Genomic DNA, 23,530 nt, shown 5'->3' with positions numbered 1-23,530 from the left:
CCGTCGTTCGATGCTGATAGCCGATCCCATCGATCCGTCCCCCTCACTCGCATCGAGCCGCGATCGATTCGTCGCGAAACGGCCGGGATCGAGCCCCGGTGCCATCCTCCCCGTCGCTCAGGTGCCCATCGTTCCCCTGCGGCGCCTCTCTCGTGCGGGCCTCGAGCTCGATGAATTCGGCCCGCTGTCATCGTTTGTTTCGGACGCAGCAGTGACCGATGTCTTCGTCAACGGACCAACAGAAGTCTGGGTCGACCGGGGGCACGGCGCGATCCGCCAGGAACTCGCGCTTTTTGACGAGGAGATGCTGCGCGAGCTCGCGGTGCGGCTGATCGGGCTCGGCGGGCGGCATATCGACGAGTCGACGCCCTGCGTGGACGTGCGCCTGCACGACGGTATCCGGATCCACGCGGTGCTTCCTCCGATCTCGATTGACGGCACGCTTCTTTCTATCCGGCTACCGCGGGTGCAGCGACTCGGTCTCGACGATCTTGCTTCGACCGGTTTCTTCTCGACGGTCGACTTCGAGACGGTGTCAGAACTCGTCTCTCGGAGACAGAACCTGCTCATCACCGGAGCGGGTGGAAGCGGAAAGACCACCCTGCTCGCGGCGCTGCTGTCGAGCGCGGCTCCCGGTGACCGAATCATCGCCATCGAGGACGTGGGCGAGCTGCGCGTGGCTCATCCGCATTTCGTGTCACTCGAAGCGCGACAGGCGAATCTCGAGGGGGCTGGGCGGGTGGGGCTTGAGCGACTGGTGCGGGAAGCACTGCGGATGCGCCCCGATCGGCTTGTGCTCGGCGAGTGTCGCGGGGCAGAGATCCGCGAGCTGCTCGCCGCGCTCAACACCGGGCACGACGGCGGAGCCGGCACTCTTCACGCCAACTCCCTTGACGACGTCCCGGCGCGCATAGAAGCGCTCGGGGCACTCGCGGGCCTGAGCCCGACGGCCATCGCGCGCCAGACCGTCAGCGCTATCGGCACCGTCCTGCACCTCGAACGCGACCGGGATACCCGGCGGCTCGCCCAGATCGGGCGGTTCGAACTCGACCGCCGTGACCGTCTGCGCATGGTGGAGTGCACGACGGAGTCCCGTGCGACGGCGTAGTCGTGCCGCGGATCTCGAGCCGCTCGCGGCTGTGGTGCAGCGCCTCGGGGTGCTACTCGCGGCGGGTGTGGCACCCGCTTCGGGCTGGGCTTATGTGGCCGACGCGGCTCGAGGGAATGCCGCGACCGGAGCGCAGGAGGTGGCAGAGTCTGCCGCGCGGGGTGACTCCATTTCCGCAGCGATCATCACCGTTGCCCGGTCGAACGGGGCGGAGACAACGGCTTGGCGCGGACTCGCAGCGGCGTGGCTCGTGGCCAGCGATGCCGGAGCGCCCCTGGCCGCCACCCTCGCCGAGCTTGCCGAATCCCTCCGCTCCCTCGCCCAAAACCAGCGGGATCTTGAGACCGCGCTCGCTGGCCCGGTAGCCACCGCGCGGATGGTCATGGTGCTTCCCGTGGTCGGTATCCTGTTCGGTATCGCCCTTGGCTTCGACTCACTCCGGATCCTCTTCACGACTTCGCCCGGTCTGGTGTGTCTTGCACTGGGCATCTCCCTGATGCTCCTCGCGCAGCTCTGGAATCGCCGACTCATGCGCCGCGCACGACCCACCCACCTGACTCCGGGTCTCGCGCTCGACCTCATGGCGATCGCGGTCTCGGGCGGAGCATCCCTGATGCGCGCTCGGCGTGCCGTGGCCGATGCCCGCGAAACCTGCGGAATCGGTGACGACGGCAGCGAGGCTGCGATCGAGGACGTACTTGCACTCAGCAGCCGGGCGGGTATCCCCGCGGCAGCGCTGCTGCGAAGCGAGGCGACCGAGGCGCGACGGACGGCTCACAGCACCGGGGAGCGCACGGCCGCGACGCTCGCGGTGACTCTTATGCTGCCGCTCGGGTTGTGCATCCTGCCCGCGTTCATGTTGCTCGGTGTCGCGCCGTTGCTGATCGCCGTCGTCTCGTCCACAGTCACCGGATTGTGATTTCTCTTCACCGATGTCGGGGTGCCGGGGTGGGAAAGCAGGGCCTGCCGCACCATTGACGTGTCCGGCAGCCCACCGGTCACACGACGAGAGGAATGTGAACTATGAAGAGACTTCGCGCGCGGCTACGTCTGGGAGAGCTACATCGGGAGGAGGGCGCGGCCACGGCCGAATACGCGATCGCCACCATGGCAGCCGTGGGATTCGCGGGGCTGCTCGTCGCGATCCTGCGCAGCGACGAGGTGCGTGGCATGCTCACCGAGCTCGTGCATCGTGCGCTCACCTTCGCGGGCTGAACGCCGCCCCCGCCAGGTTCGCCGAGAGCGCGGCAGCGTGACGGCTGAATTTGCGACCGTCATCCCTGCCGTGCTCCTCGTGCTCGCGGCCTGCCTCTCCGGGATGCAGCTCTCCACCCAACAAATCCGGCTTCAACAGGTCGCGGCGACGGCCGCGCGAAGTGTTGCTCGTGGGGAGCCTCCGGGGGCGGCATCCGCGATCGTGAGGGGAGCGAACCTCCGGGTAGAGCATCGCGGAGAGCTGGTCTGCGTCACGGCATCCGCTCTCGGGTCGACGGTCGTGGGGCTGATCAGTGCGTTCACGGTGAGTGCGTCGAGTTGTGCGTTCGACGGGGGAAGGTGACCGGCGATGCGCGACGCGGTGGCGAGTGAGAGGGGCTCCGGGTCCATCCTCGCGGTGGCGATCGTCGCTGCGATGCTCATGCTGTTCTCGCTCGTGCTGCCGGTCGCCACAGTTTTATCGGCGCAACAGCGAGTGGCCGGAGCAGCGGATGCATCGGCGCTCGCCGCAGCGGATATCGCGGTCGGCATCCGCGCCGGAAGCCCGTGCCCCATAGCCGCTACCGTTGCCGCCGCGAACAACGCACGACTGGACGGATGTCTCGTCGACGGCACCACAGCCACAGTGCGGGTCACCGCTTCCGTGCTCGGTTTCGAGGTGTCCGCACGGGCAACGGCAGGCCGCCCAATCGGCCAGCGGAGTGGGCGTACCCATGACGCCGAGGGCGCGCAATGACGCCGCTGTCATGTTTCTGTGTGTATGGTGTGCGTGTCGGGACTACAACCGATATCTCCGACTCGCGATGCGTATCATCAGCGGTGCCGCCCTACGCTGAGCGAGGTTTGGTTTCACCCGGAGACCCACAGAGGCGGCGCGAGTCGCAGTAGTCGAGGAGTCAAGTGCCTGGCACGAAGAAGCTGGTCATAGTCGAGTCGCCCGCAAAGGCGAAGACGATTGCCCAGTATCTGGGCAACGGATACGAAGTGCTGGCCTCGGTCGGCCACATCCGCGACCTGATCGAGCCGAAAAATCTGCCGCCGGAGCTTAAGAAGGGCTCGCTCGGAAAGTTCTCCATCGATGTGGAAAACGGCTTCCTTCCTTATTACGTGGTCTCCGACCAGAAGAAGAAGACGGTCGCCGACCTGAAACGTGCGCTCAAGGGCGCCGACGAGCTCTTCCTCGCAACTGATGAGGACCGTGAGGGTGAGGCCATCGCCTGGCATCTCCTCGACGAGCTGAAGCCCAAGGTTCCGGTGAAGCGCATGGTGTTCCATGAGATCACCAAGGAGGCGATCGAGCGGGCGAGGGACAACACCCGTGACATCGATACCGCCCTCGTCGACGCCCAGGAGACCCGCCGCATCCTTGACCGGCTCTACGGCTATGAAATCTCCCCTGTGCTCTGGCGCAAGATCGGTCCTGGCCTCTCTGCCGGGCGCGTGCAGTCCGCCGCGACCCGCCTCGTCGTCGACCGCGAGCGCGAGCGCCTGGCCTTCGTGGCCGCCGGTTACTGGGACTTATCGGCGCTGCTCGCGGCATCCGCCGGATCGACACCGTTCGAGTCTCGCCTCGCCCGCCTCGACGGGGTGCGCGTCGCCAGCGGCCGTGATTTCGACGACACGGGCCAGCTCAAGGCGTCGACGAATGGCAAGCCGGATGCTATTGCTCTCGACGAGCAGGCTGCAACGGCTCTCGCCGAGGCATTGCGCGATCCGTCGGTGTCTGTCGTGGTGTCTTCGGTCGACTCGAAGCCATACACGCGTCGCCCCGCGGCCCCGTTTAGCACCTCGACGCTGCAGCAGGAGGCCGCACGTAAGCTGCGTTTCTCCGCTCGCCAGACGATGAGCGTGGCCCAGGGCCTCTACGAAAACGGGTACATCACCTATATGCGTACGGATTCTCTCAACCTCTCGCAGCAGGCGATGACCGCTGCCCGGAGCCAGGCGGCCTCGCTCTATGGCGCCGAGAGTGTTTCCGAGAAGCCCCGTACCTACGCGAGCAAGAGCAAGAATGCTCAGGAGGCGCACGAGGCGATCCGACCTGCGGGGGACACTTTCCGTACGCCGGGGGAGCTCCAGGGGACCCTTCGCGGCAACGACTGGAAGCTCTATGACCTCATCTGGAAGCGCACCGTCGCCTCCCAGATGGCCGACGCTAAGGGAATGACAGCGTCGGTGGTCATCACCGCCGGTCCCGTGCAGGGCACGACGATGGCCGAGTTCGCCGCGAGTGGCACGGTCATCACATTCCGTGGATTCCTCCAGGCCTATGAGGAGAGCCGCGACGAGGAGCGCAACGACGCTGCGGAGCCAGCCGAAGCCAAGCTCCCACCACTCACTGTTGGACAGAAGCTGACGGTGACGGATGTCACGGCGAAGGGCCACGAGACCAGCGCACCGCCCCGCTATACCGAGGCGAGCCTCGTTAAGACGCTCGAAGAGTTGGGGATCGGTCGTCCGTCGACCTATGCGTCGATCATCTCGACCATCATCGACCGCGGGTACGTCACCCCGCGCGGAACTGCCCTCGTGCCCAACTGGATCGCCTTTTCCGTGGTGCGCCTGCTCGAGGACTTTTTCTCCGACCTGGTGGAGTACGACTTCACGGCCAGCATGGAAGACGATCTCGACCGTATCGCCGACGGCAAGGAAGACCGCGTCGCCTGGCTCAACAGCTTCTACTTCGGCAGCGCGAAGCACCGCGGACTCCGCAGTGTTATCGACAACCTCGGTGAGATCGACGCCAAGAGCATCAACTCGATCCGGCTCGATGACGAGGTCACGCTCCGCATCGGCAAGTATGGTCCGTATCTCGAGGTCATGGATGGGGATGCCGCGCCGGAGGCGACCCCCCGCCGCGTGAACATCCCCCCGGAGCTCGCGCCCGACGAACTCACCGTCGCGAAGGCGCACGAGCTGATTGATGCTCCCGTCGTCGTGGACCGGGTGATCGGGGTCAACCCGGAGAACGGCAAAAACGTCGTAGCCAAGGACGGTCGGTTCGGGCCGTACATTACCGAGGTGGATCCGGAACCTGCGGTGGTCGAGCCGGTCGAGACCGCGGTTGCGGAGCCGGTCGTTGACCCCGCCACCGGCGAGATCATTGAACCGAAGAAGAGGCGCGCCGCGCCGAAAAAGGCGGCAGCGATCAAGCCGCGCACGGCATCCATCTTCAAGTCGATGGACCTGGCGACTGTCGATCTCGACACCGCGCTGCGCCTTTTGGCGCTGCCTCGCATCGTCGGCCAGGACCCGGAGAGTGGCGAAGAGATCACCGCCCAGAACGGCAAATTTGGCCCGTACCTGAAGAAGGGCGTCGACACGCGCTCCCTCACTGAGGAAGACCAGATCTTCGAGATCGATCTCCCCGGCGCGATCGAGCTCTATTCCCAGCCGAAGTACGGCGCTCGCCGCGCATCAAGCGCCCTCAAAGAGTTCGACGCTGACCCCGAGAGCGGCAAACCCATCCGAATCAAGGACGGTCGCTTCGGCGCTTACGTGACCGACGGTGTCACCAACGCAACGATCCCGCGGGGGGAGACAATCGAGGAAATCGACTTCGAGCGAGCAGTTCAGATACTCGCCGACAAGCGCGCGAAAGGGCCGGTAGTGAAGAAGCCAGCGGCCAAGAAGCCCGCCGCAAAGAAGCCAGTGACCAAGAAGCCCGTCGCAAAAAAGCTGGCAGCCAAATCGCCGGTTGCCAAGAAGCCCATCGCAAAAAAGCCCGCCGCCAAGAAGCCCGCCGCCAAGAAGCCCGTGGCTGCGTCGTCGACCGCGGCGCCAGAGCGCACGCAGTAGGCACGCGTGCGGTGCTCAGCGTGACCGGTCTATTCATCACCTTCGAGGGCGGCGATGGATCGGGCAAATCTACCCAGGCCAGCTTGCTCGCGGAGTGGCTCGAGGCATCCGGTCGCACGGTCGAGCGCTCACGGGAGCCGGGCGGAACCGAGCTCGGGCTCGAGCTGCGTGAGATCGTGCTGCACCGTCGCGGACACATCGCTCCGCGCGCCGAAGCCCTGATCTACGCCGCCGATCGTGCCCACAACATCGCTACCAAGGTGCGGCCGGCGATCGAGCGCGGCGAGATCGTGATTCAGGACCGCTACCTCGACTCTTCGGTGGCGTACCAGGGCGCCGGACGGGTGCTCGATCCCATCGAAGTGCGTGACATTTCGATCTGGGCCACCGAGGGGTTCCTGCCGCACCTCACGATCCTGCTCGATCTCGACGAGACGATCGGCCGGGAGCGGCTGGATGCGGCGCGCACCAAATACGACCGGCTCGAGGCCGAGAAGAGCGACTTTCATTCCCGGGTACGAGCCGGATTCCTCGCGCTCGCGACGGCGGAACCTGAACGCTTCCTCGTGCTTGCGGCCACCGACCCGATCACGTCGATCGCGGCGGACATTCGAGCGCGTGTGACCGGCCTCTTATAGCCTTCTCGTATCTCCCTCGCCTGCCCGCGTGAACTCCTGCACTCCGGGCAGTGACTGCGCGAACGGCGGAATGCCGCGCGGGCGAGTAGGGTCGGCCGCTCCGCTTAGGCTGGATGCATGACCGTGTGGGATGAATTGACCGGCCAGTCGGAGGCGATCGCAATCTTCCGCGCGGCTGCGGCCGACTCGACGCTCGGCGACTCCCCCATCGGGGATTCGGCCATGACTCACTCCTGGCTCATCACCGGCCCGCCCGGCTCCGGCCGATCGAACCTTGCCTATGCGTTCGCCACGGCACTGCTCAGCCCCGCGGCGACCGGCGGTGTCGGCAACCCCGACGGCGACGAGGGCACCCGGCGCCAGGTCGCCGCCCGCACGCATCCCGATCTGGCCGTGCTCAGTACCGAGGGCGTGATCATCAAGATGGATGACGTGCGCCGGCTTGTCTCGAGCTCCAATTTCTCCCCCTCGGTGAGCCGGTACCGCGTGATGGTGATCGAAGACGCGGATCGCATGCAGGAGCGCACCTCCAATGTGCTGCTCAAAGCTCTCGAAGAGCCACCGCCGCGAACGGTGTGGATTCTCTGTGCGCCGAGCGAAGCGGACCTGCTGCCCACCATCCGCTCCCGCGTGCGGACGGTGCGACTGCGGGTTCCGAATGTCGCGGAGGTCGCCGAACTCATCGCACTGCGCGACGGGGTGGACATCGCGACCGCCACGCGCGCTGCCCGCGAGTCGCAGAGCCACATCGGCATGGCCCACCGCCTCGCCACGAACGAGGATGCACGGCGCCGCCGCCAGCAGACCATCGAAATCGCGCTCGGTATCCATACCGTGTCGGGGGCGGTGATCGCTGCGGCGAAACTGCTCGAGCTCGCCGGCGAGGATGCCAAGGCGATCACCGAGGAACGCGACGCCGAAGAGCGCGAAAGGGCGCTCCGATCGCTGGGTATCGAACCGGGCGGCACCATTCCACCGGCCCTCCGCGCACAGTTGCGCACGCTCGAGGATGACCAAAAACGTCGGGCTACCCGCAGCCTGCGCGATGGAATCGACCGCATCATGGTCGATCTGCTGTCGCTCTACCGAGACATCCTGCTCCTGCAGCTCGACGCCCGGACCGAACCGATCAATCTCGCGATCGTCTCCCAGCTGACGAGCGCGAGTGCGGCTTCGACGGCGGCAGAGACCCTCGCGACGATGGACGCCATTGCCACCGCCCGCACACGCATCGACGGCAACGTGGCTCCGGCCCTCGCCCTCGAAGCCATGCTGATCTCCACTGCTCGCTGAGGGATATTCATGACCGCTCGCACTACCCGCGCCGTGCTTATCGCGGCTGCTCTCGCCATCATCCTTCCGCTCTCCGGGTGTGTCGCATCGTTCCTGCCGAAGGCGCAAAGCACGCGGTCGACCCCGACGGGCGAGAAGGTCAGCGCCGACCTCACGCCGTTCTACAGCCAGGTGCTGAACTGGAAAGCCTGCGAGGGCGGCGACTTCCAATGCGCGACGGCGAAGGCGCCGATGGACTGGAAAAACCCCGCAGCCAAATCGATCGATCTCGCGCTCATTCGCAAGACCGCGACCGGCACGGCGCTTGGCTCGCTACTCGTCAACCCCGGCGGTCCGGGAGGGTCGGGCTACGACTTCATCCGCGACAGCCTCGACTATGCGGTCGATAAGAAGCTGCAGCAGAACTACGACATCGTGGGCTTCGATCCCCGCGGGGTGAACAAGTCCTCGGCGGTGAAGTGCTACCAGGACCCGGTCGAAATGGACAAATTCCTCTTCGGCAACTCCCCAAACCCCTTCGGTTCAGATGCCTGGATCGCTGACCAGCGCACCAATAACACCGCGTTCGGGGCGGCCTGCCTCAAGTACACCGGAAACCTCCTGGGGTTTATCGATACCAATAGCGCTGCTCGTGACCTCGACATGCTTCGGTCGACTCTCGGTGACAAGAAGCTCAACTACCTCGGCTACTCCTACGGCACGCTGCTCGGCGCGACCTATGCGGAGCTCTTCCCGAAGAAGACCGGCCACCTCGTGCTCGACGGTGCCCTCGACCCGGCGACAACCAGTTTTGACGTGGGAGCTACCCAGGCGCAGGGCTTCGAGAGCGCACTGCTGGCCTACATCAAGGATTGCGAAACCGGCAAGGACTGCCCGTTCAGCGGGTCCGGCGCGGCTGCGATGGCCGAGATCCGTTCATTGCTTGACAGTCTCAACGTGAGCCCGCTGCGCGCGAAGGATGGTCGCGAGCTCTCGAGCAGTGTGATGTTCAACGCCATCATCTTCCCTCTCTACAACAAGTCCAACTGGCCTTCTCTCACGCAGTTGTTCACCACAGTGATGCGCGGCGACCCCTCGGTGGGGTTCCAGCTCGCCGACGCCTACTACGGGCGCACAGCCGACGGTACCTACAAAGACAACTCGACCGAGGCGTTCATCGGCATCAATTGTCTCGACTACGCAGCCGAGTCCACCACCGACGCGAGCTTGAGGGCGGATGCGGCGAAGCTCACCTCTCTCGCACCGACCCTCGGGGCCCAACTCTCCTACGACACCTCGTGTGCTTCGTGGCCGTTCCAGCCCACCCGCATGCGGGGATCGATTGCAGCGGATGGTTCGGCGCCGATCCTCGTCGTGGGAACCACCAACGACCCGGCCACGCCATATGTGTGGGCGAAGGCGCTCGCGAAAGAACTCCGGAACGGCCATCTCATCACCTACAAGGGCGAAGGCCACACGGCATATAACAAGTCCAACTCCTGTGTGAATAACGCCGTCGACGACTTCTTCGTCGCCGGAACCGTGCCGAAAAAGGATCCGCAATGTTGATCCCGCACCCTGTCCGCCTCGCCATGATCGCCATCGCGAGCGCAGGCCTCCTGCTCCTCAGCGGGTGCACCACCTCGCTCTTCCCGAGGGTTGAACACACGTCACAGCCCACCAGCGAGAGTGTTCCGGCCGCAGTTGCCCCCTACTACCACCAGTCCCTCACCTGGAAGAACTGTGGGAAAAGCCAGCAGTGTGCCACGGCCGTCGCGCCGATGGACTGGCGCAAGCCCTCGAAGACGACGGATATCTCGCTCGCCCTGACCCGGGCATCCGCCACTGGCACGCGGTTGGGCTCACTGTTCGTGAACCCGGGCGGCCCAGGGGCGTCCGGCTACGATCTCGTGCACGACGACCTGGACTACGCGGCGTCGAAGACCCTGCAGAAGAGGTACGACGTGATCGGCTGGGATCCGCGCGGAGTCGGCCGGTCGACACCGGTCACCTGCTATGACGATAAGAAACTCGACGAGTTCATTTACGGGGTGGCCAAGAATCCGGTGAACAGTCCCGCCTGGGTCACCGAGGTGACCGACCAGTCCAAGGACTTCGCGGCATCCTGCCTCAAGAACACCGGGCCGGCCCTCCAATTCATCGATACCCAGAGCACCGTGCACGATCTCGACATGCTGCGCGCCGTCGTGGGGGACACGAAGCTCAACTACCTCGGCTACTCCTACGGCAGCGACATCGGCATGTACTACGCCGATCGCTTCGCGAAGAAGGTCGGCCACGTAGTGCTCGACGGTTCCACCGACTCGACACTGTCGATCTTCGACATCAACCTCACGCAGTCCGCTGGCTTCGAGAACGCTCTCAAGGCCTATCTCGCGGACTGCTCGTCGACGAAGGGCTGTCCGTTTCCGGGGTCGGTAGACGACAGCCTCGCGAAGATCTCCGCGCTGTACGACCGGCTCACCGTCACTCCGATCGATGCCCCCGACGGTCGGGTGCTCGACCAGAACCTGCTCGACACTGCCATCAATTCCGCCCTCTATGACAAATCGTCGTGGCACTATCTCAGCGATATGTTCAGCGAGATCAAGAAGGGCACCACCGATACCGCGTTCGTGCTCGCCGACTCCTACAACGGCCGCAATGCCAACGGCAGCTACAAGGACAATTCCCTCGAGGCGTTCATCGCGATCGGATGCCTCGACTATCCGACCGTGACGGATCCGGCCGTGATCGCGCGCGAGAACGCCCAGTTGATTCAGGCCGCACCCACCCTGACCCGCGCCACAGTGATCGGCGATGTGACGTGCGAGAACTGGCCGTTCCACAACCGCGAGGCGCCGGCTGCGGTGACCGGAGCCAACGCGGCGCCAATTCTCATCCTCTCCTCAACCGGTGACCCGGCGACGCCGTACCAGTGGGGTGTCGCGCTGTCGAAGCAGCTCAAGAGCGCCCACCTCGTCACGCGCCACGGAGAGGGCCACACGGCGTACAACCGCGGCATCCCGTGCATTGACAACACCGTCGATCGGTACTTCGTATCGGGTACCGTGCCGAAGAAGGACCCCGATTGCACGGGATAGTACTCGGCCACGGTTTGTGCATAATTGCAGAGAGTGCAAGAATGGTGCCATGACACTCGACCACGCTACGGCAGGACTCCGCGAACGCAAACGTCTCGCCACTGCTCGTGCGATCGAGGTGGCGGCAATCACCCTGGTCGCCGACAAAGGCCTCGACAAGGTGACCGTCGACGAGATCAGTCGCGTCGCCGACATCTCTCCGCGCACCTTTTTCAATTATTTCGCGTCGAAGGAGTCCGCGCTCGTCGGCGCGACACCCGAGCCCCCCACCTCGGATGCCATTTCCGCCTATGTGAACGCCTCGGGCGGCACGGTATTCGACGGGCTCGGCGCGCTGCTCGCCGCCGCTACCGAGGGCACTTCAAACGACACGGAGCTGATGCTCAAGCGGCGCAGCCTGCTCAAGGACTACCCCCAGCTATTCGCGATGCGCATGGCGGCGATGCGTGAATTCGAGGATCGGGTGCGCGAGATTGTGGCGCTGCGTCTGGTGGCGGATGACCCCGCTCTCGCCACGGATTCCGACCTGCTGCTGAGCCGCTCCCGTCTCATCACGAACGTGGCCTTCGGCGCCATGAAGCACGCGTGGGTCAGCTGGGCCGACAAAGAAGGTGGCACCTCGCTGAGCGAGAAGCTCAAGGATTCCTTTGACGAACTGGGTCGCATCCTCGCGCCGGTGCGCTCCGTCTAATCGGCTAAGCTTTCAGGCGTTGCCCGCGAGAAATCGTGTGCACGCCGCCTTAGCTCAGTCGGTAGAGCATCTCACTCGTAATGAGAAGGTCGTCAGTTCGATTCTGACAGGCGGCTCCACAGAAAGTGCTGGTCCCAGGCTTGTCATTGCAGGGACGAAGAGCTGGCCGCAGAACGTGAAAAGCCCGCGCCGGGTTTGTCTTTTTGATGCAAAGACCGTACCGTCGCCCGTTTCGCCACCGCCTTGCTCGAACGGTAGAAAGGGCGTTCTATTGGAGTAGTTCATCTTTGGTGGACCCGATCCTCCGGGCGCACCTCGGACAGGGCGGGGCGCACCGAGAAACAGGGAGAGAGAAAATGACCACCATCGCAATCATCGGAGCCGGCGCTGGATTGGGCCTTGCTGTCGCACGCCGCTTCGGCCGTGAAGGCTTCACCGTCGCTCTGATCGCCCGCAACCAAACCCGTGTCGACAACCTGGCCGCAACACTCACCGCGGAAGGGATTGGCGCGAGAGGGTTCATCGCGAACGTTCGAGACGCTGACTCTTTGACCGGCGCTCTCACCCTGGCAGCGGAGCAGCTCGGCCCGATCGAAGTACTGCAGTACAGCCCGCTGCCAGCCAAAGAGTTCATGCGGCCGGTTCTGGAAACGGTCGCTGAGGACCTCGTTGGTCCGGTGGAATTCTCGATTTACGGACCCGTCACTGCCGCACACTTGGTGATCCCCGGTATGCGCTCTCTCGGTCGAGGAACCTTCCTCTTCATCAACGGGGCCAGTGCCGTGCGCCCCGGTGCCACCGTCACGGGAACTTCGATCGCTTTCGCCGGAGAGAGCGCCTACGCGCAACTGCTTCACGACGCTCTCGCCCCCGAAGGAATCCACGTTGCTCAGCTGATAATCCCGCAAGGGATCGGGGGCGGAGAGCCCTCGCACGAGCCGGATACTCTGGCGGAGACGTTATGGACGATCCACACCAACAGGGACGAATTTCGAACCTACGCCGCACCTCTCGTCTAACGGTTGCCAGTGATCGTCGCTGAAGACGATTGACCTCCCAGCGCCGAAGCCATCGCATATGATACCCTATGGGGGTATAAGCGAAAGGCTGACTCATGGTGGGGTACACCGCTAATAAGGACGATCTTCTCAAGCGGCTTCGGCGTGCTGAAGGCCAGGTGCGGGGAATCCAGCGGATGGTCGATTCCGACACCTACTGCATTGATATCCTCACGCAGGTTTCCGCTGCGACAAAGGCGCTCGAAAACGTTGCTCTCGCGTTGCTTGATGATCATCTCGCGCACTGCGTCGCCGAGGCCGCGCGTGAAGGGGGCTCTGTCGCAGACGGCAAGATCAAAGAAGCCTCTGCAGCGATCGCGCGCCTCGTTCGATCCTGACGTCGAATCCGCCACAACCAACCAACCATTCAGAAAAGAGATTTGCCGTGTGCAACTCCACCCCCTCAACGACTGACCTCGGTTTGACCGACAAGAACCACGCCTGCAGCTGTGGCACCGACAATCACGGCGGAGCCCACTCCGATGCGGGAGAGGCGAAGACGGAGGGCACAGTGCGGGAGCATTACCTGATCGAAGGCATGACCTGCAGTCATTGCGTTGCGAGTGTCACCGAGGAGCTCTCCGCGGTGGACGGGGTCGAGAGTGTGAGCGTGGATCTGCACGCGGGCGGCACATCCCGCGTCATGGTTGTCAGCTCCAAACCGGTGCCGGTCGGTGACGTTCGCGCCGCAATCATCGAAGCCGGATACTCGTTGGTCACGGTATAGCAATGGCAGAGACCGACGTCGAACTAGAGATCGGCGGGATGACCTGCGCGTCCTGCGCAACCCGTATCGAACGCAAATTGAACCGGCTCGATGGCGTGGAGGCGACCGTGAACTACGCGACGGAAAAAGCGCGCGTCAAGAGTTCGAGCGCGGTCGACATCCAGGCTTTGATTGCGACAGTTGCATCGGCGGGCTACACCGCGACCGCGCCGTTGCCGCGCGAAGCACCGAGCTTCGACACTGCCACGGCGAAACCCGACGAGGTCGTCTCCCTGCGTGCCCGGCTCCTCATCTCTGCCGCGCTCGGGATCCCCGTGGCGATCCTGTCGATGATTCCTGTGCTCCAGTTCACTAACTGGCAGTGGCTCGCGCTCACTCTCGCTGCTCCGGTCGCGGTCTGGGGAGCGTTGCCGTTCCACCGGGCCGCCTGGGTCAACGCCCGGCACGGGGCGACGACCATGGACACTCTCGTCAGCGTCGGAGTTCTTGCTGCATTCGGCTGGTCGCTCTATGCGCTGTTCTTCGGAACAGCCGGGGAGCCCGGCATGCGGATGAGCTTCAGCTTCATTTCGATGCGCGGATCCGGCGCGAGCGAGATTTACCTCGAAGTTGCAAGTGCGGTGACCATTTTCCTTCTCGCCGGACGGTATGTCGAAGCTCGCGCCAAGCGGGAATCCGGCGCGGCGTTGCGAGCGTTGCTTGAGCTGGGGGCGAAGGAGGCGATTCTGTTGACCAACGGTGTTGAGACTCTCGTCGCCGTGTCGAAGCTTGCGATCGGCGACCGGTTCATCACGCGTCCCGGCGAGAAGATCGCAACGGACGGTCTGGTCGTAGAGGGGGCCTCGGCGGTGGACCGGAGCATGCTCACCGGAGAGTCCGTGCCGGTGGAGGTGGCTGTCGGAGACCGCGTGGTCGGTGCGACGGTGAATGTGGGCGGACGTCTCGTCGTCGAGGTAACGCGCATCGGATCTGAGACCGAACTCGCGCGCCTTGGCCGCCTCGTCGAAGAGGCCCAGACCGGGAAGGCCGAAGCCCAGCGGCTCGCCGACCGGGTGTCGGCTGTTTTCGTGCCGATCGTCTTCGGACTCGCTGCACTCACCTTTGTCGGTTGGCTCGTATTGGATGGGTCGATCGAGGCCGCTTTCACGGCAGCCATCGCCACCCTGATTGTTGCGTGCCCGTGTGCCCTTGGTCTCGCCACCCCCACCGCACTGCTCGTGGGTACCGGTCGCGGATCGCAGCTGGGAATCCTCATCCGCGGTCCGCAGGTGCTCGAGCAGACCCGCCGTGTCGACACAATCGTGCTCGACAAGACAGGAACCATCACCACCGGCGAGATGACGGTGGTCTCGGTAATCCCGATGGGCGGGGAGACCAATGAGTCCCTGTTGAGAAGTGCTGGCTCCGCTGAGGTTGGCTCGGAGCATCCGGTCGGTCGCGCCATCGTCTCTGCTGCCGGAGAGAACATCGCCTCCGCAGATTCCTTCGTCGCGACCGCAGGGTCCGGCGTCCAGGCCGTTGTCGGCGGAAGCGCCGTGCTAGTCGGCCGTGCCTCCTGGCTCGCGGAGAGTTGGAGCCTTCCTCTTCCGCGGCAGCTACGGGTCAGCGTTGACGCGGCGGAATCGGCCGGTCGCACGGTGCTCATCGTCGCTGTCGACGGGGAGCTCCGTGGGGCAATCGTCGTCAGTGACACCGTAAAGCCGACCAGCGCGGAGGCCGTGACACGATTAGCCTCACTCGGACTGACACCGGTGTTGCTCACGGGAGACAATGCGGGAGCCGCCGCCGCGGTTGGAGCAGAAGTAGGCATCGCCGACGTGCGCTCGGGTGTCACACCACAGGGCAAGCTCGACGTGATCCGGGCGCTTCAGGCCGAGGGCCGGGTGGTGGCGATGGTCGGTGATGGTGTGAACGATGCCGCCGCTCTCGCCGCTGCCGACCTCGGCATCGCGATGGGCACGGGAACGGATGCCGCGATCGCCGCGAGCGACGTCACAGTGCTGAGGGGCGATCTTCTCGCTGTCGTCGACGCGATCCGCCTCTCCAGGAGCACCCTCGGAACGATCAAGGGGAATTTGTTCTGGGCCTTCGCCTACAACGTTGCCGCTATACCGATTGCCATGCTCGGACTTCTCAACCCGGTGATCGCCGGCGCCGCAATGGCGTTTTCATCCGTGTTTGTGGTGACGAACAGCCTGCGGTTGCGTCGCTTTCGGGCAGGCGTGCCAGCGGCTCTATCCCCAGTCTCACCGGTCGTGAAAATACCCGAGCCAGGTATCCGCTGACGGAGCCGATCTCTCAAGACGGTGGGCTATCGTGGGGCGAAATTGAGCAAGAAGATCGCGAATGATGTCGTGGGAGTGGCAATGGTCGAGAGAATGAGCGGCATCGGGCGTATCTTCGCGACCACATCCCTGAGTCGACTGCTTCTGGCATCGCTCACAATTGCCGCCATTCTGCTGGGACTCATCGGTATGCACGCGCTTTCGGCTGGCGTGGACACTCAGGGCAGCCATGCTGCTCACTCCGAGCTGGCGTCGGGGCACGGAAACCCAATGCAGATGGCGCCCGGGTCCGATGAAAGTGCCACGCTCGGGATTGCTTCAGCGCTTCTCCTTCCTGTCGGACTGGTTCCGGTAGAGGGGTGCACCGGGATGTGCGCAATGAATTGCCTGCTGCTCGGCATGGTCTGTGCTCTCAGCTTCCTGGTTGCCCTTACCGCTGTGCTTTTCGGCAAGCTCCGGGTGCGGCTGTTGTCCGGCATCCGAACAGTGACGCGTGTTTCTCCCATCACCAGTTCGAAAGTCGTCATACCGTCCGCTCCCTCGCTCAACGCTCTCTCCATTAGCAGGACCTGATCAGACACGCGGTTTCCCTCCCGAATTCGGGAGTCAGGTAAGTCGCTGCACCAGCAGCAGTTCCGTTGTCTCGTTCTTTTCTCCCGATTGGATTTTCCTATGTACACCCCACGAAAGATTTTCGTTATTCTCGCTATCGTCGGCAGTGTCGTTACGGTGAGCGCCTGCTCCACCGCGGCGACCCCGGGCACGACTGGCTCGTCCTCGAGTGCGTCAGCTGCGTTCACTAAAGCAGACGTCAGCTTCGCAACCGAAATGTCCGCCCACCACCAGCAGGCCGTAGAAATGTCGCAAATGCTGCTCGACAAGAGCGACATCGACCCACGCGTTGTCACTCTCGCCCAGGAAATCAAAGCCGCGCAGGGTCCTGAGATCAAGCAGATGAAGTCCTGGTTGTCCGATTGGGGCCAGAAGCCAGACAGCATGCCGGGAATGGATATGGGCGGAACGCTGATGTCCGATTCGGACATGAACGATCTGAAGAGCTCGACGGGCCTGGCGGCAAGCAAGCTGTTCCTCACCCAAATGACGGTGCACCACAAGAGTGCGCTCGTCATGGCGAAGACAGAAGTCGACTCGGGAAAGAACGCCGACGCTGTGAAGCTGGCGAAAAACATCATCTCGACCCAGACCACCGAAATCACCACAATGAGCGACATTCTCGCTTCGCTCTAATGCCCCGTCGCTGGCCTCTGGGGCAGGTTTCGTTGAAGAAGCGACCTGCCCCGAGGATCGGCGCTGACACGCCTTGCGCGCATCGAAATGGATACCAGTGACCTCTCGCATATTCCTGCTTCACAATGGCGCTTTGCAACCGCCCGGTCATCCGGATCTCACCGTATCCTCTGACGCCGATCTGGGGCTCGTATCCAGTACCGATCAGGGAAAGAGTCGGAGTGCCGTCTCGCTGACGGGGACAACTGATTTTCATGATCCGGAGATCAGCCATTCGAGCCGGGGGCGACCACAACCTACGGATTTGACAGCGCGGACACTGTCATTCGGGTTAGCAGCGAGGGGGGATCGACGTGGACGTCGGGCGCCGCTCTGGCGATGTTTGTGAGATCTTTATTCGGTTCTCACTGAACATCCCACGGTGGCTGCTCACGTTGCCGAAGCAGCGCTCAAGATCCCGAATGCACGTCATCGCCTTCCGAGGCTGGGCCAGGTGGTTTAACGGCGATGAGTTCGGGGGGTTCGACGGGCTGGGACACTCGCTGCTCCCGGGGGATCCATCCGTCCCGGAAGACCGAAATCTCTGGCCGGGGGTGTCGTCGGGTTTGGATGACGAACAGCGTGATGCCAAGCGCAATTGCAACGAATGAAGCCCAGACGTTAGCAGGGATGCCGAGGAAGCCGTCGCTCGTCGGGTCGATGCGGATCGCCTCGAGCCAGCTGCGACCAAGTCCGTACCAGATCAGGTAGAGACCGAATGCGCGGCCCCAGCGCAGCGCCAGCTTGCGTTCCAGGAAGAGGATCACCGCCACACCGATCAGATTCCAGATGATCTCATACAGGAACAGTGGGTGAAACAGCGTGCATGCAGCGAGCCCGGGGGGAAATTTCGCATTCGAGGATTCGATCTGCAGACCCCAGGGGAGAGTCGTCGGCAACCCGAAGAGCTCGTGATTGAAGTAGTTGCCGAACCGGCCGAGTGACTGGGCCACCAGCATCGCCGGGGCGAGGGCATCCGCGAACGACCAGAAGCGGATCCCGTGTCGGCGGCAGCCGATGTATGCGCCAAGGGCGCCGCCAAGCAGCGACCCGTACAGTGCGTTGCCTCCGTCCCAGATCGCGAAGATATTCCAGAGGTTGGCGCCCGAGAAGAAGTAATCCCCGAGGTGAGTGAACACGTGATAAAACCGAGCTCCGACGATCCCGATGGGAACGGCCCAAATGATGATGTCGAGGACGACACCGGACTTCGCGCCACGAGTGCTAAGTCTTCGTTGTGTGATGATCACCGCGGCGATGATGCCGGCGAGAATACAGAGTGCGTAAGTGTGAACCGTCAGCGGCCCCAGGGGGAACTGCGACCACACGGAAGGGGGACTGGGAATGCTGGTCACTGCGGTCATCTCAAGCCCTCCAAGATTTGCAAGCTGTCTTCCTCGAGCTATCGGGTCCGTCACCTCGCGCTGCACAAGAGCGTTGGTGTGGCATGCCCGCAGGATAGCCCACGGGGCAAGGCGTGCGTTTTCAGTCTGGGTGAGAGTGCAGCCCGGAAACACGGGCGCCGGTCACCGCGCGAATGGCCATATCGTCGAGGTTCGGTAGTGCTTGGCCAATCCGATGTTCGGCCTCATGAACGATACTTTCGGATTTGGACAGGGCAGTGTCAGCGACGGTGACTTCCGCTGCGCCCTGGAGCCGATGCCCTACCCACCGCAGTTGCACCCTCGTAACGCCCAGAACCCCCGGCGTCGCCGAGAGCGCATCCTCGGCGCGAGCAACAAGCTCTGGCTCGATCGCATCCATCAGCCGTCCACCGATGCTTCGCACCGTGCCCCAGAGCAAGAAGATGATCGCCACGGAGATGAGGAGTCCGACGATCGGATCCGCCAGCGGAAAGCCGAGCATGACACCAATTGCGCCGACAACCACGGCGAGAGAGGTGAAGCCGTCAGTGCGTGCGTGCACACCGTCGGCAACCAGGGCGGCCGATCCGATCCTCTGGCCGACACGGATTCGGTAAATTGCGACCGCTTCGTTGCCGACGAAACCGATGACTCCGGCAGCGAGGACCCACCACAGATTATGCAGTGGCTGAGGATCGAGGAGCCGGTTGATTGACTGCCAAGCCGCCACAACTGCGGAGAGAGCCACGACCGCCACGATAAAGAGGCCAGCCAGGTCTTCTGCTCGGCCGAAGCCGAAGGTATGGCGGCGGGTTGCGACGCGGCGCCCCAACACGAAAGCGACCCAGAGAGGTACGGCGGTCAATGCGTCGGAGAAGTTGTGGATGGTGTCGGCAAGAAGTGCAACCGAGCCGCTGATGAGCACCACCACTAGTTGTAGGACGCTGGTTCCGAGCAGGATGAACAGGCTGATCTTGAGGGCGCGCACGCCCTCTTTGCTCGCTTCCAGGGCGTCGTCGATCGAATCTGCTGCGTCGTGGGAGTGCGGCACGAACAGACCGTAAAAGAATCCCTTGATACCGGTTGGGTGAGAGTGCCCGTGTTCACCGGCGTGATCGTGGCCATGTCCATCCGAGTGGCCGTGGTCATGGTCGTGGTCATCGAGATGAGAATGAGGCTCATCGGCATGCGATTGTGGGGGAGGTGTCGCGCTCACGAGTGGATCTCGGCCGAGTCGAGGCGAGGGGCGCGTTGAACGGGGATGATGGAACTCTCATTCCTGTGATGGTGGTGCGGGGGATCATTGCTGAGCGAGTGCTCGGCTTGAAAGATGGCGTCACTCACCAGCTGCCTCGCATGCTCGTTCGCGAGTCGGTAGAACACACGCGTGCCCTCCTGGCGGCTGGTCACAAAACGAGCGAGCCGAAGCTTCGCCAAGTGTTGAGAGACCGCGGCTGGCGTTTTTTCGACGATGTCCGCCAATTCGTTGACGGATAGTTCCTCGCCACCCAACGCGAGGATGATGCGTACCCGTGTGGCATCGGCGAGCATGGCGAACACTTCGACGGCCAGTTCGACGTATTGGCTGTCGGGTTCCGTTCCCCCGCATCGCATATCTGCATTCATACGCAGATTATTGCACAACAGAGACGCGGATGCCCGACCACTCGATTGCGATTAGGGCATCGAGTGCGGCGTGATCAATCGGTCGCCGTCGGCGCGCTCATCTCTGGCGCTCCCTTCTAGGAGTTGCATCGGCGGAAGTTCGGGTCTCCGCGCCCTAAAGTGTCACGCGCGCCCGATCTTTTCGGCGCGCGTGGCACTTTTGGGCGCTGCGGTGGAGGCGATGCCGAGGTCGTCCCCGAGCGTGACCCGCCCGCAGCAGCGGCGCAAGCAGCGTCACAGGTCAGCGCGGTTCGATCAGCCGTTCGAGAGCGGGAAGTGCCGCCTCGATCGAGGTGACCTCATCGGCCGTGAGCGGCTCGAGCAGTTCGGCGACCATCTGTTGGCGCACCCGCCGAGCCACCTGCACGGCTTCGAGTCCGGCATCCGTCACCTGGATCAGCGAGGCGCGACCGTCTGCCGGATCGGGAGTGCGCGAGACCAGTGCCTGTGCTTCGAGCTCGGCGACGAGCCGGGTGATGCTCGGGGCGGAGACAAGCTCCGCCTGCGCCAGGTCGGCGAGGCGCAACGGTCCGTGCTTGGCCACGGACACGAGCGTCGACAGCAGGCTGTGACTGAGCCCGCCCCGCGCCGACCGGAGACGACGCGTGAGCTGGCCGATCACGAACGCGAGACGGCCTGCGGAATCGGTGAGGAGTCGATCGATGGTGACACTCCCTTCCGCATCCGGCCAGCGCCTAACGATCTAGACGTTGCTCATCGTAGCGGTGGCCCCCTGCAGGACCTCCTCGCGAACCGGCTCCTCCTCGACGTGGATGTACTTGCCCCCGGCGGTGAGGGACGCTATCGCACCGATCACCGACATCGCCGCCGCTGCGATGAAGACGATCACGAGGCCGGCGTGGAATGGTTCGGCGATCAGCTGCGGGAAGAAGGTCTTGCCGGTAAGCGCCGCCGCGTTCGACGACGACAGGGACTTCAGCACGCCGGTCGGCCCGAGAATGGACTCGATCGGGTTGTAGCCGAGGAAGGCCGCGAACAGACTGCCCACCGGAGGAGTCGCCGCGACCTGGTTGGCGACGGTTGCACCCACGCCGTGCGCCGTCAGTCCCGAGCGCAGGGCGTTCGGAAGGCTCGTGGCGAGGCCGGCGATCATCAGCGAGAAGAAGATGCCGATCGAGAGCGAGTTTCCCGCGTTCTGGAACGTGCCGGTCATCCCGGATGCCGCGCCTCGCTGGTTCGCGGGCACGCTGTTCATGATCGCGGTGCGGTTCGGAGCTGCAAACAGCCCCGATCCCACGCCGTTGAGGAAAGTGATGAGTGCAAACAGCCAATACGGGAAGTCCACCGGAATGAGCAGCAGAGCCACGAAGGTCGCTGCGACAAGCAACAGCCCGCCGGTCGCGAAGGCACGGGCACCGAACCGGTCGGACAGGGAGCCGGATACCGGACCGGAGACGAGGAATCCGATGGTGAGCGGCAACAGGTAGATGCCCGCCCACAGGGGCGTGCTCGCGTAGGAGTAGCCGTGCAGCGGCAACCAGATTCCCTGCAGCCAGATGATCAGCATGAACTGCAGCCCACCACGGCTGATCGAGGCGAGGAGGCCGGCGAAGTTGCCCCAGCCAAAGGCGCGGATGCGGAACAGCCGCATGTTGAACATCGGGTCCGTGGTGTGCAGCTCGAGGAAGACGAATCCGATTAGGAAAGCGATGCCGCCGATGATGCCGGTGAGTACCCAGGGGTTGAACCAACCGGTGGACGAGTCGCCGTAGGGCTGGATGCCGTAGGTGATGCCGGTGAGGAGCGCCACGAGTCCGATCGCGAAGACGATGTTGCCCGGCCAGTCGACCTTCCCGGTGGCCCGGGTACCGACCTCGTGCAGCGATTTGTACGACCAGATCGTGCCGAGGATTCCAAAGGGAACGCTCACGATGAAGATGGCGTGCCAATCCAATTCGGCGAGCACGCCGCCCACGATGAGCCCGAGGAAGGTGCCAGCAATACCAGCGACCTGGTTGATGCCGAGCGCGAAGCCGCGGCGTTCGATCGGGAAGGCATCGGTGAGGATCGCGGTGGAGTTGGCGAAGAGCATCGAGCCTCCGACGGCCTGCACCACGCGCCATCCGATCAGCCAGAGGGCTCCTTGCCCACCGGTGAAGGGGTCGAAGACGAGGAAGATCGCGGAGATCGTGAAGATGACGAAACCGAGGTTGTAGATCTTGACCCGGCCGTAGAGATCGCCGAGTCGACCGAAGCTCACGACGAGCACCGCGGTTACGAGGATGTAGCCGGTGAGCATCCAGAGCAGGTAGCTCACGTTGCCGGGTTCGAGCGGATTGAGCTTGATGCCGGTGAAGATGGCCGGCAGCGAGATGAGCACGATCGACCCGTTGATGGTGGCCATCAGGATGCCGAGGGTCGTGTTGCTCAGCGCGATCCACTTGTAGTTCGGGTGGTCTTTGTTAAACATCCCGGTTCGAGTTTTAACGGTCTTCTGCCCCACGATTGCCTCCATACCAAGGCCTCGTCATTGAGCGCCACATAGTTACTTGTTGTAAACTAACTATAGACGACAGTCGGATGACGGATATTCGCCCTCCGGAACGACCGGTCCTACCCCGTAGCCTCGGGGCGTGGAAATGACCCCACAGTTGTCCGTCGGGCACTGATTTCAAGATGGCCAGCGGTGCGGTAGAGGGTGGAGGCCGGAACGTTGGCCGTAGTCACCCGGTTGCCGCCGTCAGCGCTCGCCTCGGCGTCCACGTGGAAGGCATCTATCGCGGAGAACTGCGTTGACAGTCGGCAGAAGTGTGGCGCGGATTCGTCGCCGAAGAAAGTGAGCGACGTATGCCCGGTGGGCCGGTCCTCTGTTCAGTCCAGCATCGCGTCATTTCGCGTTGCTGACGAGCAGCTTCTTGCCGAGCGACCTCACATCGCGGCCGGTGTGGAGGTAACCGCGAAGCTGAACACCATCTTCCTCGCCAAGTTCAGTGCTGAGTACAAGATTTTCATGTTCTTTGAGCGCCTCGAAAAGAGGGCAGGAAAGACCGCGTGATGCTGAGAATCACCCCGGCTTGAGCGGACGCAAATAACGGGATCCGGCGAAAAAGGGGGGCCCGGCACAGTAACCACACGATACCGGACCCCGGCGAAACCCGACGGAAAGAGTCGGCACGCCACTGTGAAGGTACGCGCGCCGGAGGCGATCGGTAGTTCATTGGGCATTCTCGAAGGTTGGCCAAGCCATGGAGCCAGCACAATGTACCCCGGTTGGGGGGAGAAACGTGCATTCTGTCCCCTCGATGAGGAGAGAGTGTCGCAGTGAAACGCCCCCACTTCGGGGGAACTTTCCAGCAC

General features: G+C 63.6%; 23 protein-coding genes and 1 tRNA gene. 19 read left to right on the top strand and 5 right to left on the bottom strand.

What is annotated here, in order from left to right:
• Window positions 1–10 precede the first annotated feature (10 nt).
• The 18 genes from RCH11_RS08915 to RCH11_RS08830 all read left to right on the top strand — a co-directional run bounded on the left by RCH11_RS08915 (window position 11) and on the right by RCH11_RS08830 (window position 17,144).
• Window positions 11–1,108: a TadA family conjugal transfer-associated ATPase gene (locus RCH11_RS08915; protein WP_327056646.1), complete on the top strand. Its 1,098-nt coding sequence runs from the start codon at window positions 11–13 to the stop codon at window positions 1,106–1,108.
• A complete protein-coding gene (locus RCH11_RS08910; protein ID WP_327056645.1) occupies window positions 1,095–2,027 on the top strand; it encodes a type II secretion system F family protein in 933 nt (310 codons plus the stop codon). The genes RCH11_RS08915 and RCH11_RS08910 overlap by 14 nt, the downstream gene beginning before the upstream one ends.
• A gap of 104 nt (window positions 2,028–2,131) precedes the next feature.
• Complete coding sequence (locus RCH11_RS08905; RefSeq protein WP_327056644.1) at window positions 2,132–2,323, top strand: DUF4244 domain-containing protein; 192 nt, start codon at window positions 2,132–2,134, stop codon at window positions 2,321–2,323.
• 37 nt (window positions 2,324–2,360) lie between these two features.
• Window positions 2,361–2,666: a TadE family type IV pilus minor pilin gene (locus tag RCH11_RS08900; RefSeq protein WP_327056643.1), complete on the top strand. Its 306-nt coding sequence runs from the start codon at window positions 2,361–2,363 to the stop codon at window positions 2,664–2,666.
• A gap of 6 nt (window positions 2,667–2,672) precedes the next feature.
• Window positions 2,673–3,059, top strand: a complete 387-nt coding sequence (locus tag RCH11_RS08895; RefSeq protein ID WP_327056642.1) for an Rv3654c family TadE-like protein — start codon at window positions 2,673–2,675, stop codon at window positions 3,057–3,059.
• Between the two features lie 164 nt (window positions 3,060–3,223).
• Complete coding sequence (gene topA, locus RCH11_RS08890) at window positions 3,224–6,121, top strand: type I DNA topoisomerase (RefSeq protein WP_327056641.1); 2,898 nt, start codon at window positions 3,224–3,226, stop codon at window positions 6,119–6,121.
• Window positions 6,122–6,141: 20 nt separating this feature from the next.
• Window positions 6,142–6,759 (top strand): dTMP kinase, encoded by a 618-nt coding sequence (gene tmk, locus RCH11_RS08885; RefSeq protein WP_327056640.1) that lies wholly within the window; start codon window positions 6,142–6,144, stop codon window positions 6,757–6,759.
• A 117-nt stretch (window positions 6,760–6,876) separates the two neighbouring features.
• The gene (locus tag RCH11_RS08880; protein WP_327056639.1) at window positions 6,877–8,052 is read left to right on the top strand and encodes a DNA polymerase III subunit delta'; all 1,176 of its coding nucleotides are present in this window, start codon (window positions 6,877–6,879) and stop codon (window positions 8,050–8,052) included.
• A 9-nt stretch (window positions 8,053–8,061) separates the two neighbouring features.
• Complete coding sequence (locus RCH11_RS08875) at window positions 8,062–9,600, top strand: alpha/beta hydrolase (protein ID WP_327056638.1); 1,539 nt, start codon at window positions 8,062–8,064, stop codon at window positions 9,598–9,600.
• A complete protein-coding gene (locus RCH11_RS08870) occupies window positions 9,594–11,135 on the top strand; it encodes an alpha/beta hydrolase (protein ID WP_327056637.1) in 1,542 nt (513 codons plus the stop codon). Before RCH11_RS08875 ends, RCH11_RS08870 begins: the two co-directional genes overlap by 7 nt.
• A 49-nt stretch (window positions 11,136–11,184) precedes the next feature.
• A complete protein-coding gene (locus RCH11_RS08865) occupies window positions 11,185–11,826 on the top strand; it encodes a TetR/AcrR family transcriptional regulator (protein ID WP_327056636.1) in 642 nt (213 codons plus the stop codon).
• Between the two features lie 43 nt (window positions 11,827–11,869).
• Window positions 11,870–11,945: transfer RNA gene (locus RCH11_RS08860), tRNA-Thr, on the top strand.
• A gap of 237 nt (window positions 11,946–12,182) precedes the next feature.
• Complete coding sequence (locus RCH11_RS08855; protein ID WP_327056635.1) at window positions 12,183–12,845, top strand: SDR family NAD(P)-dependent oxidoreductase; 663 nt, start codon at window positions 12,183–12,185, stop codon at window positions 12,843–12,845.
• Window positions 12,846–12,940: 95 nt separating this feature from the next.
• Window positions 12,941–13,222, top strand: coding sequence for a metal-sensitive transcriptional regulator (locus RCH11_RS08850; protein WP_327056634.1), 282 nt, complete (start codon window positions 12,941–12,943; stop codon window positions 13,220–13,222).
• A gap of 47 nt (window positions 13,223–13,269) precedes the next feature.
• Window positions 13,270–13,611 carry a heavy-metal-associated domain-containing protein gene (locus RCH11_RS08845; protein WP_327056633.1) on the top strand — a complete coding sequence of 114 codons (342 nt, stop codon included), beginning with the start codon at window positions 13,270–13,272 and terminating at the stop codon, window positions 13,609–13,611.
• A 2-nt stretch (window positions 13,612–13,613) separates the two neighbouring features.
• Entirely contained in the window at window positions 13,614–15,896 is a 2,283-nt protein-coding gene (locus RCH11_RS08840) for a heavy metal translocating P-type ATPase (RefSeq protein ID WP_327056632.1), read from the top strand.
• Window positions 15,897–15,938: 42 nt separating this feature from the next.
• Window positions 15,939–16,469, top strand: a complete 531-nt coding sequence (locus RCH11_RS08835) for a hypothetical protein (RefSeq protein WP_327056631.1) — start codon at window positions 15,939–15,941, stop codon at window positions 16,467–16,469.
• Between the two features lie 99 nt (window positions 16,470–16,568).
• Complete coding sequence (locus RCH11_RS08830; protein WP_327056630.1) at window positions 16,569–17,144, top strand: DUF305 domain-containing protein; 576 nt, start codon at window positions 16,569–16,571, stop codon at window positions 17,142–17,144.
• A 449-nt stretch (window positions 17,145–17,593) separates the two neighbouring features.
• Here the strand turns inward: RCH11_RS08830 and lgt are convergent, their stop codons facing one another.
• From lgt to RCH11_RS08805, 5 genes are all read right to left on the bottom strand, one after another.
• Window positions 17,594–18,547 (bottom strand): prolipoprotein diacylglyceryl transferase, encoded by a 954-nt coding sequence (gene lgt, locus RCH11_RS08825; protein ID WP_327056629.1) that lies wholly within the window; start codon window positions 18,545–18,547, stop codon window positions 17,594–17,596.
• 121 nt (window positions 18,548–18,668) lie between these two features.
• Entirely contained in the window at window positions 18,669–19,598 is a 930-nt protein-coding gene (locus RCH11_RS08820; protein ID WP_327056628.1) for a cation diffusion facilitator family transporter, read from the bottom strand.
• A gap of 161 nt (window positions 19,599–19,759) precedes the next feature.
• Window positions 19,760–20,173 (bottom strand): ArsR/SmtB family transcription factor, encoded by a 414-nt coding sequence (locus tag RCH11_RS08815; RefSeq protein ID WP_327056627.1) that lies wholly within the window; start codon window positions 20,171–20,173, stop codon window positions 19,760–19,762.
• 280 nt (window positions 20,174–20,453) lie between these two features.
• Window positions 20,454–20,834, bottom strand: a complete 381-nt coding sequence (locus RCH11_RS08810) for a MarR family winged helix-turn-helix transcriptional regulator (protein ID WP_327056626.1) — start codon at window positions 20,832–20,834, stop codon at window positions 20,454–20,456.
• An 81-nt stretch (window positions 20,835–20,915) separates the two neighbouring features.
• On the bottom strand, window positions 20,916–22,643 hold the full coding sequence (locus RCH11_RS08805; RefSeq protein ID WP_327056625.1) for an MFS transporter: 1,728 nt from the start codon (window positions 22,641–22,643) through the stop codon (window positions 20,916–20,918).
• Between the two features lie 366 nt (window positions 22,644–23,009).
• Between RCH11_RS08805 and RCH11_RS08800 the strand changes: the two genes are divergently transcribed.
• Window positions 23,010–23,228: a hypothetical protein gene (locus RCH11_RS08800; RefSeq protein WP_327056624.1), complete on the top strand. Its 219-nt coding sequence runs from the start codon at window positions 23,010–23,012 to the stop codon at window positions 23,226–23,228.
• Window positions 23,229–23,530: the final 302 nt, after the last annotated feature.

Origin of the sequence: Glaciihabitans sp. GrIS 2.15 (assembly GCF_035984695.1) — a bacterium.
Lineage (GTDB): Bacteria > Actinomycetota > Actinomycetes > Actinomycetales > Microbacteriaceae > Lacisediminihabitans.
This window is presented reverse-complemented; position numbering and strand designations above follow the sequence as displayed.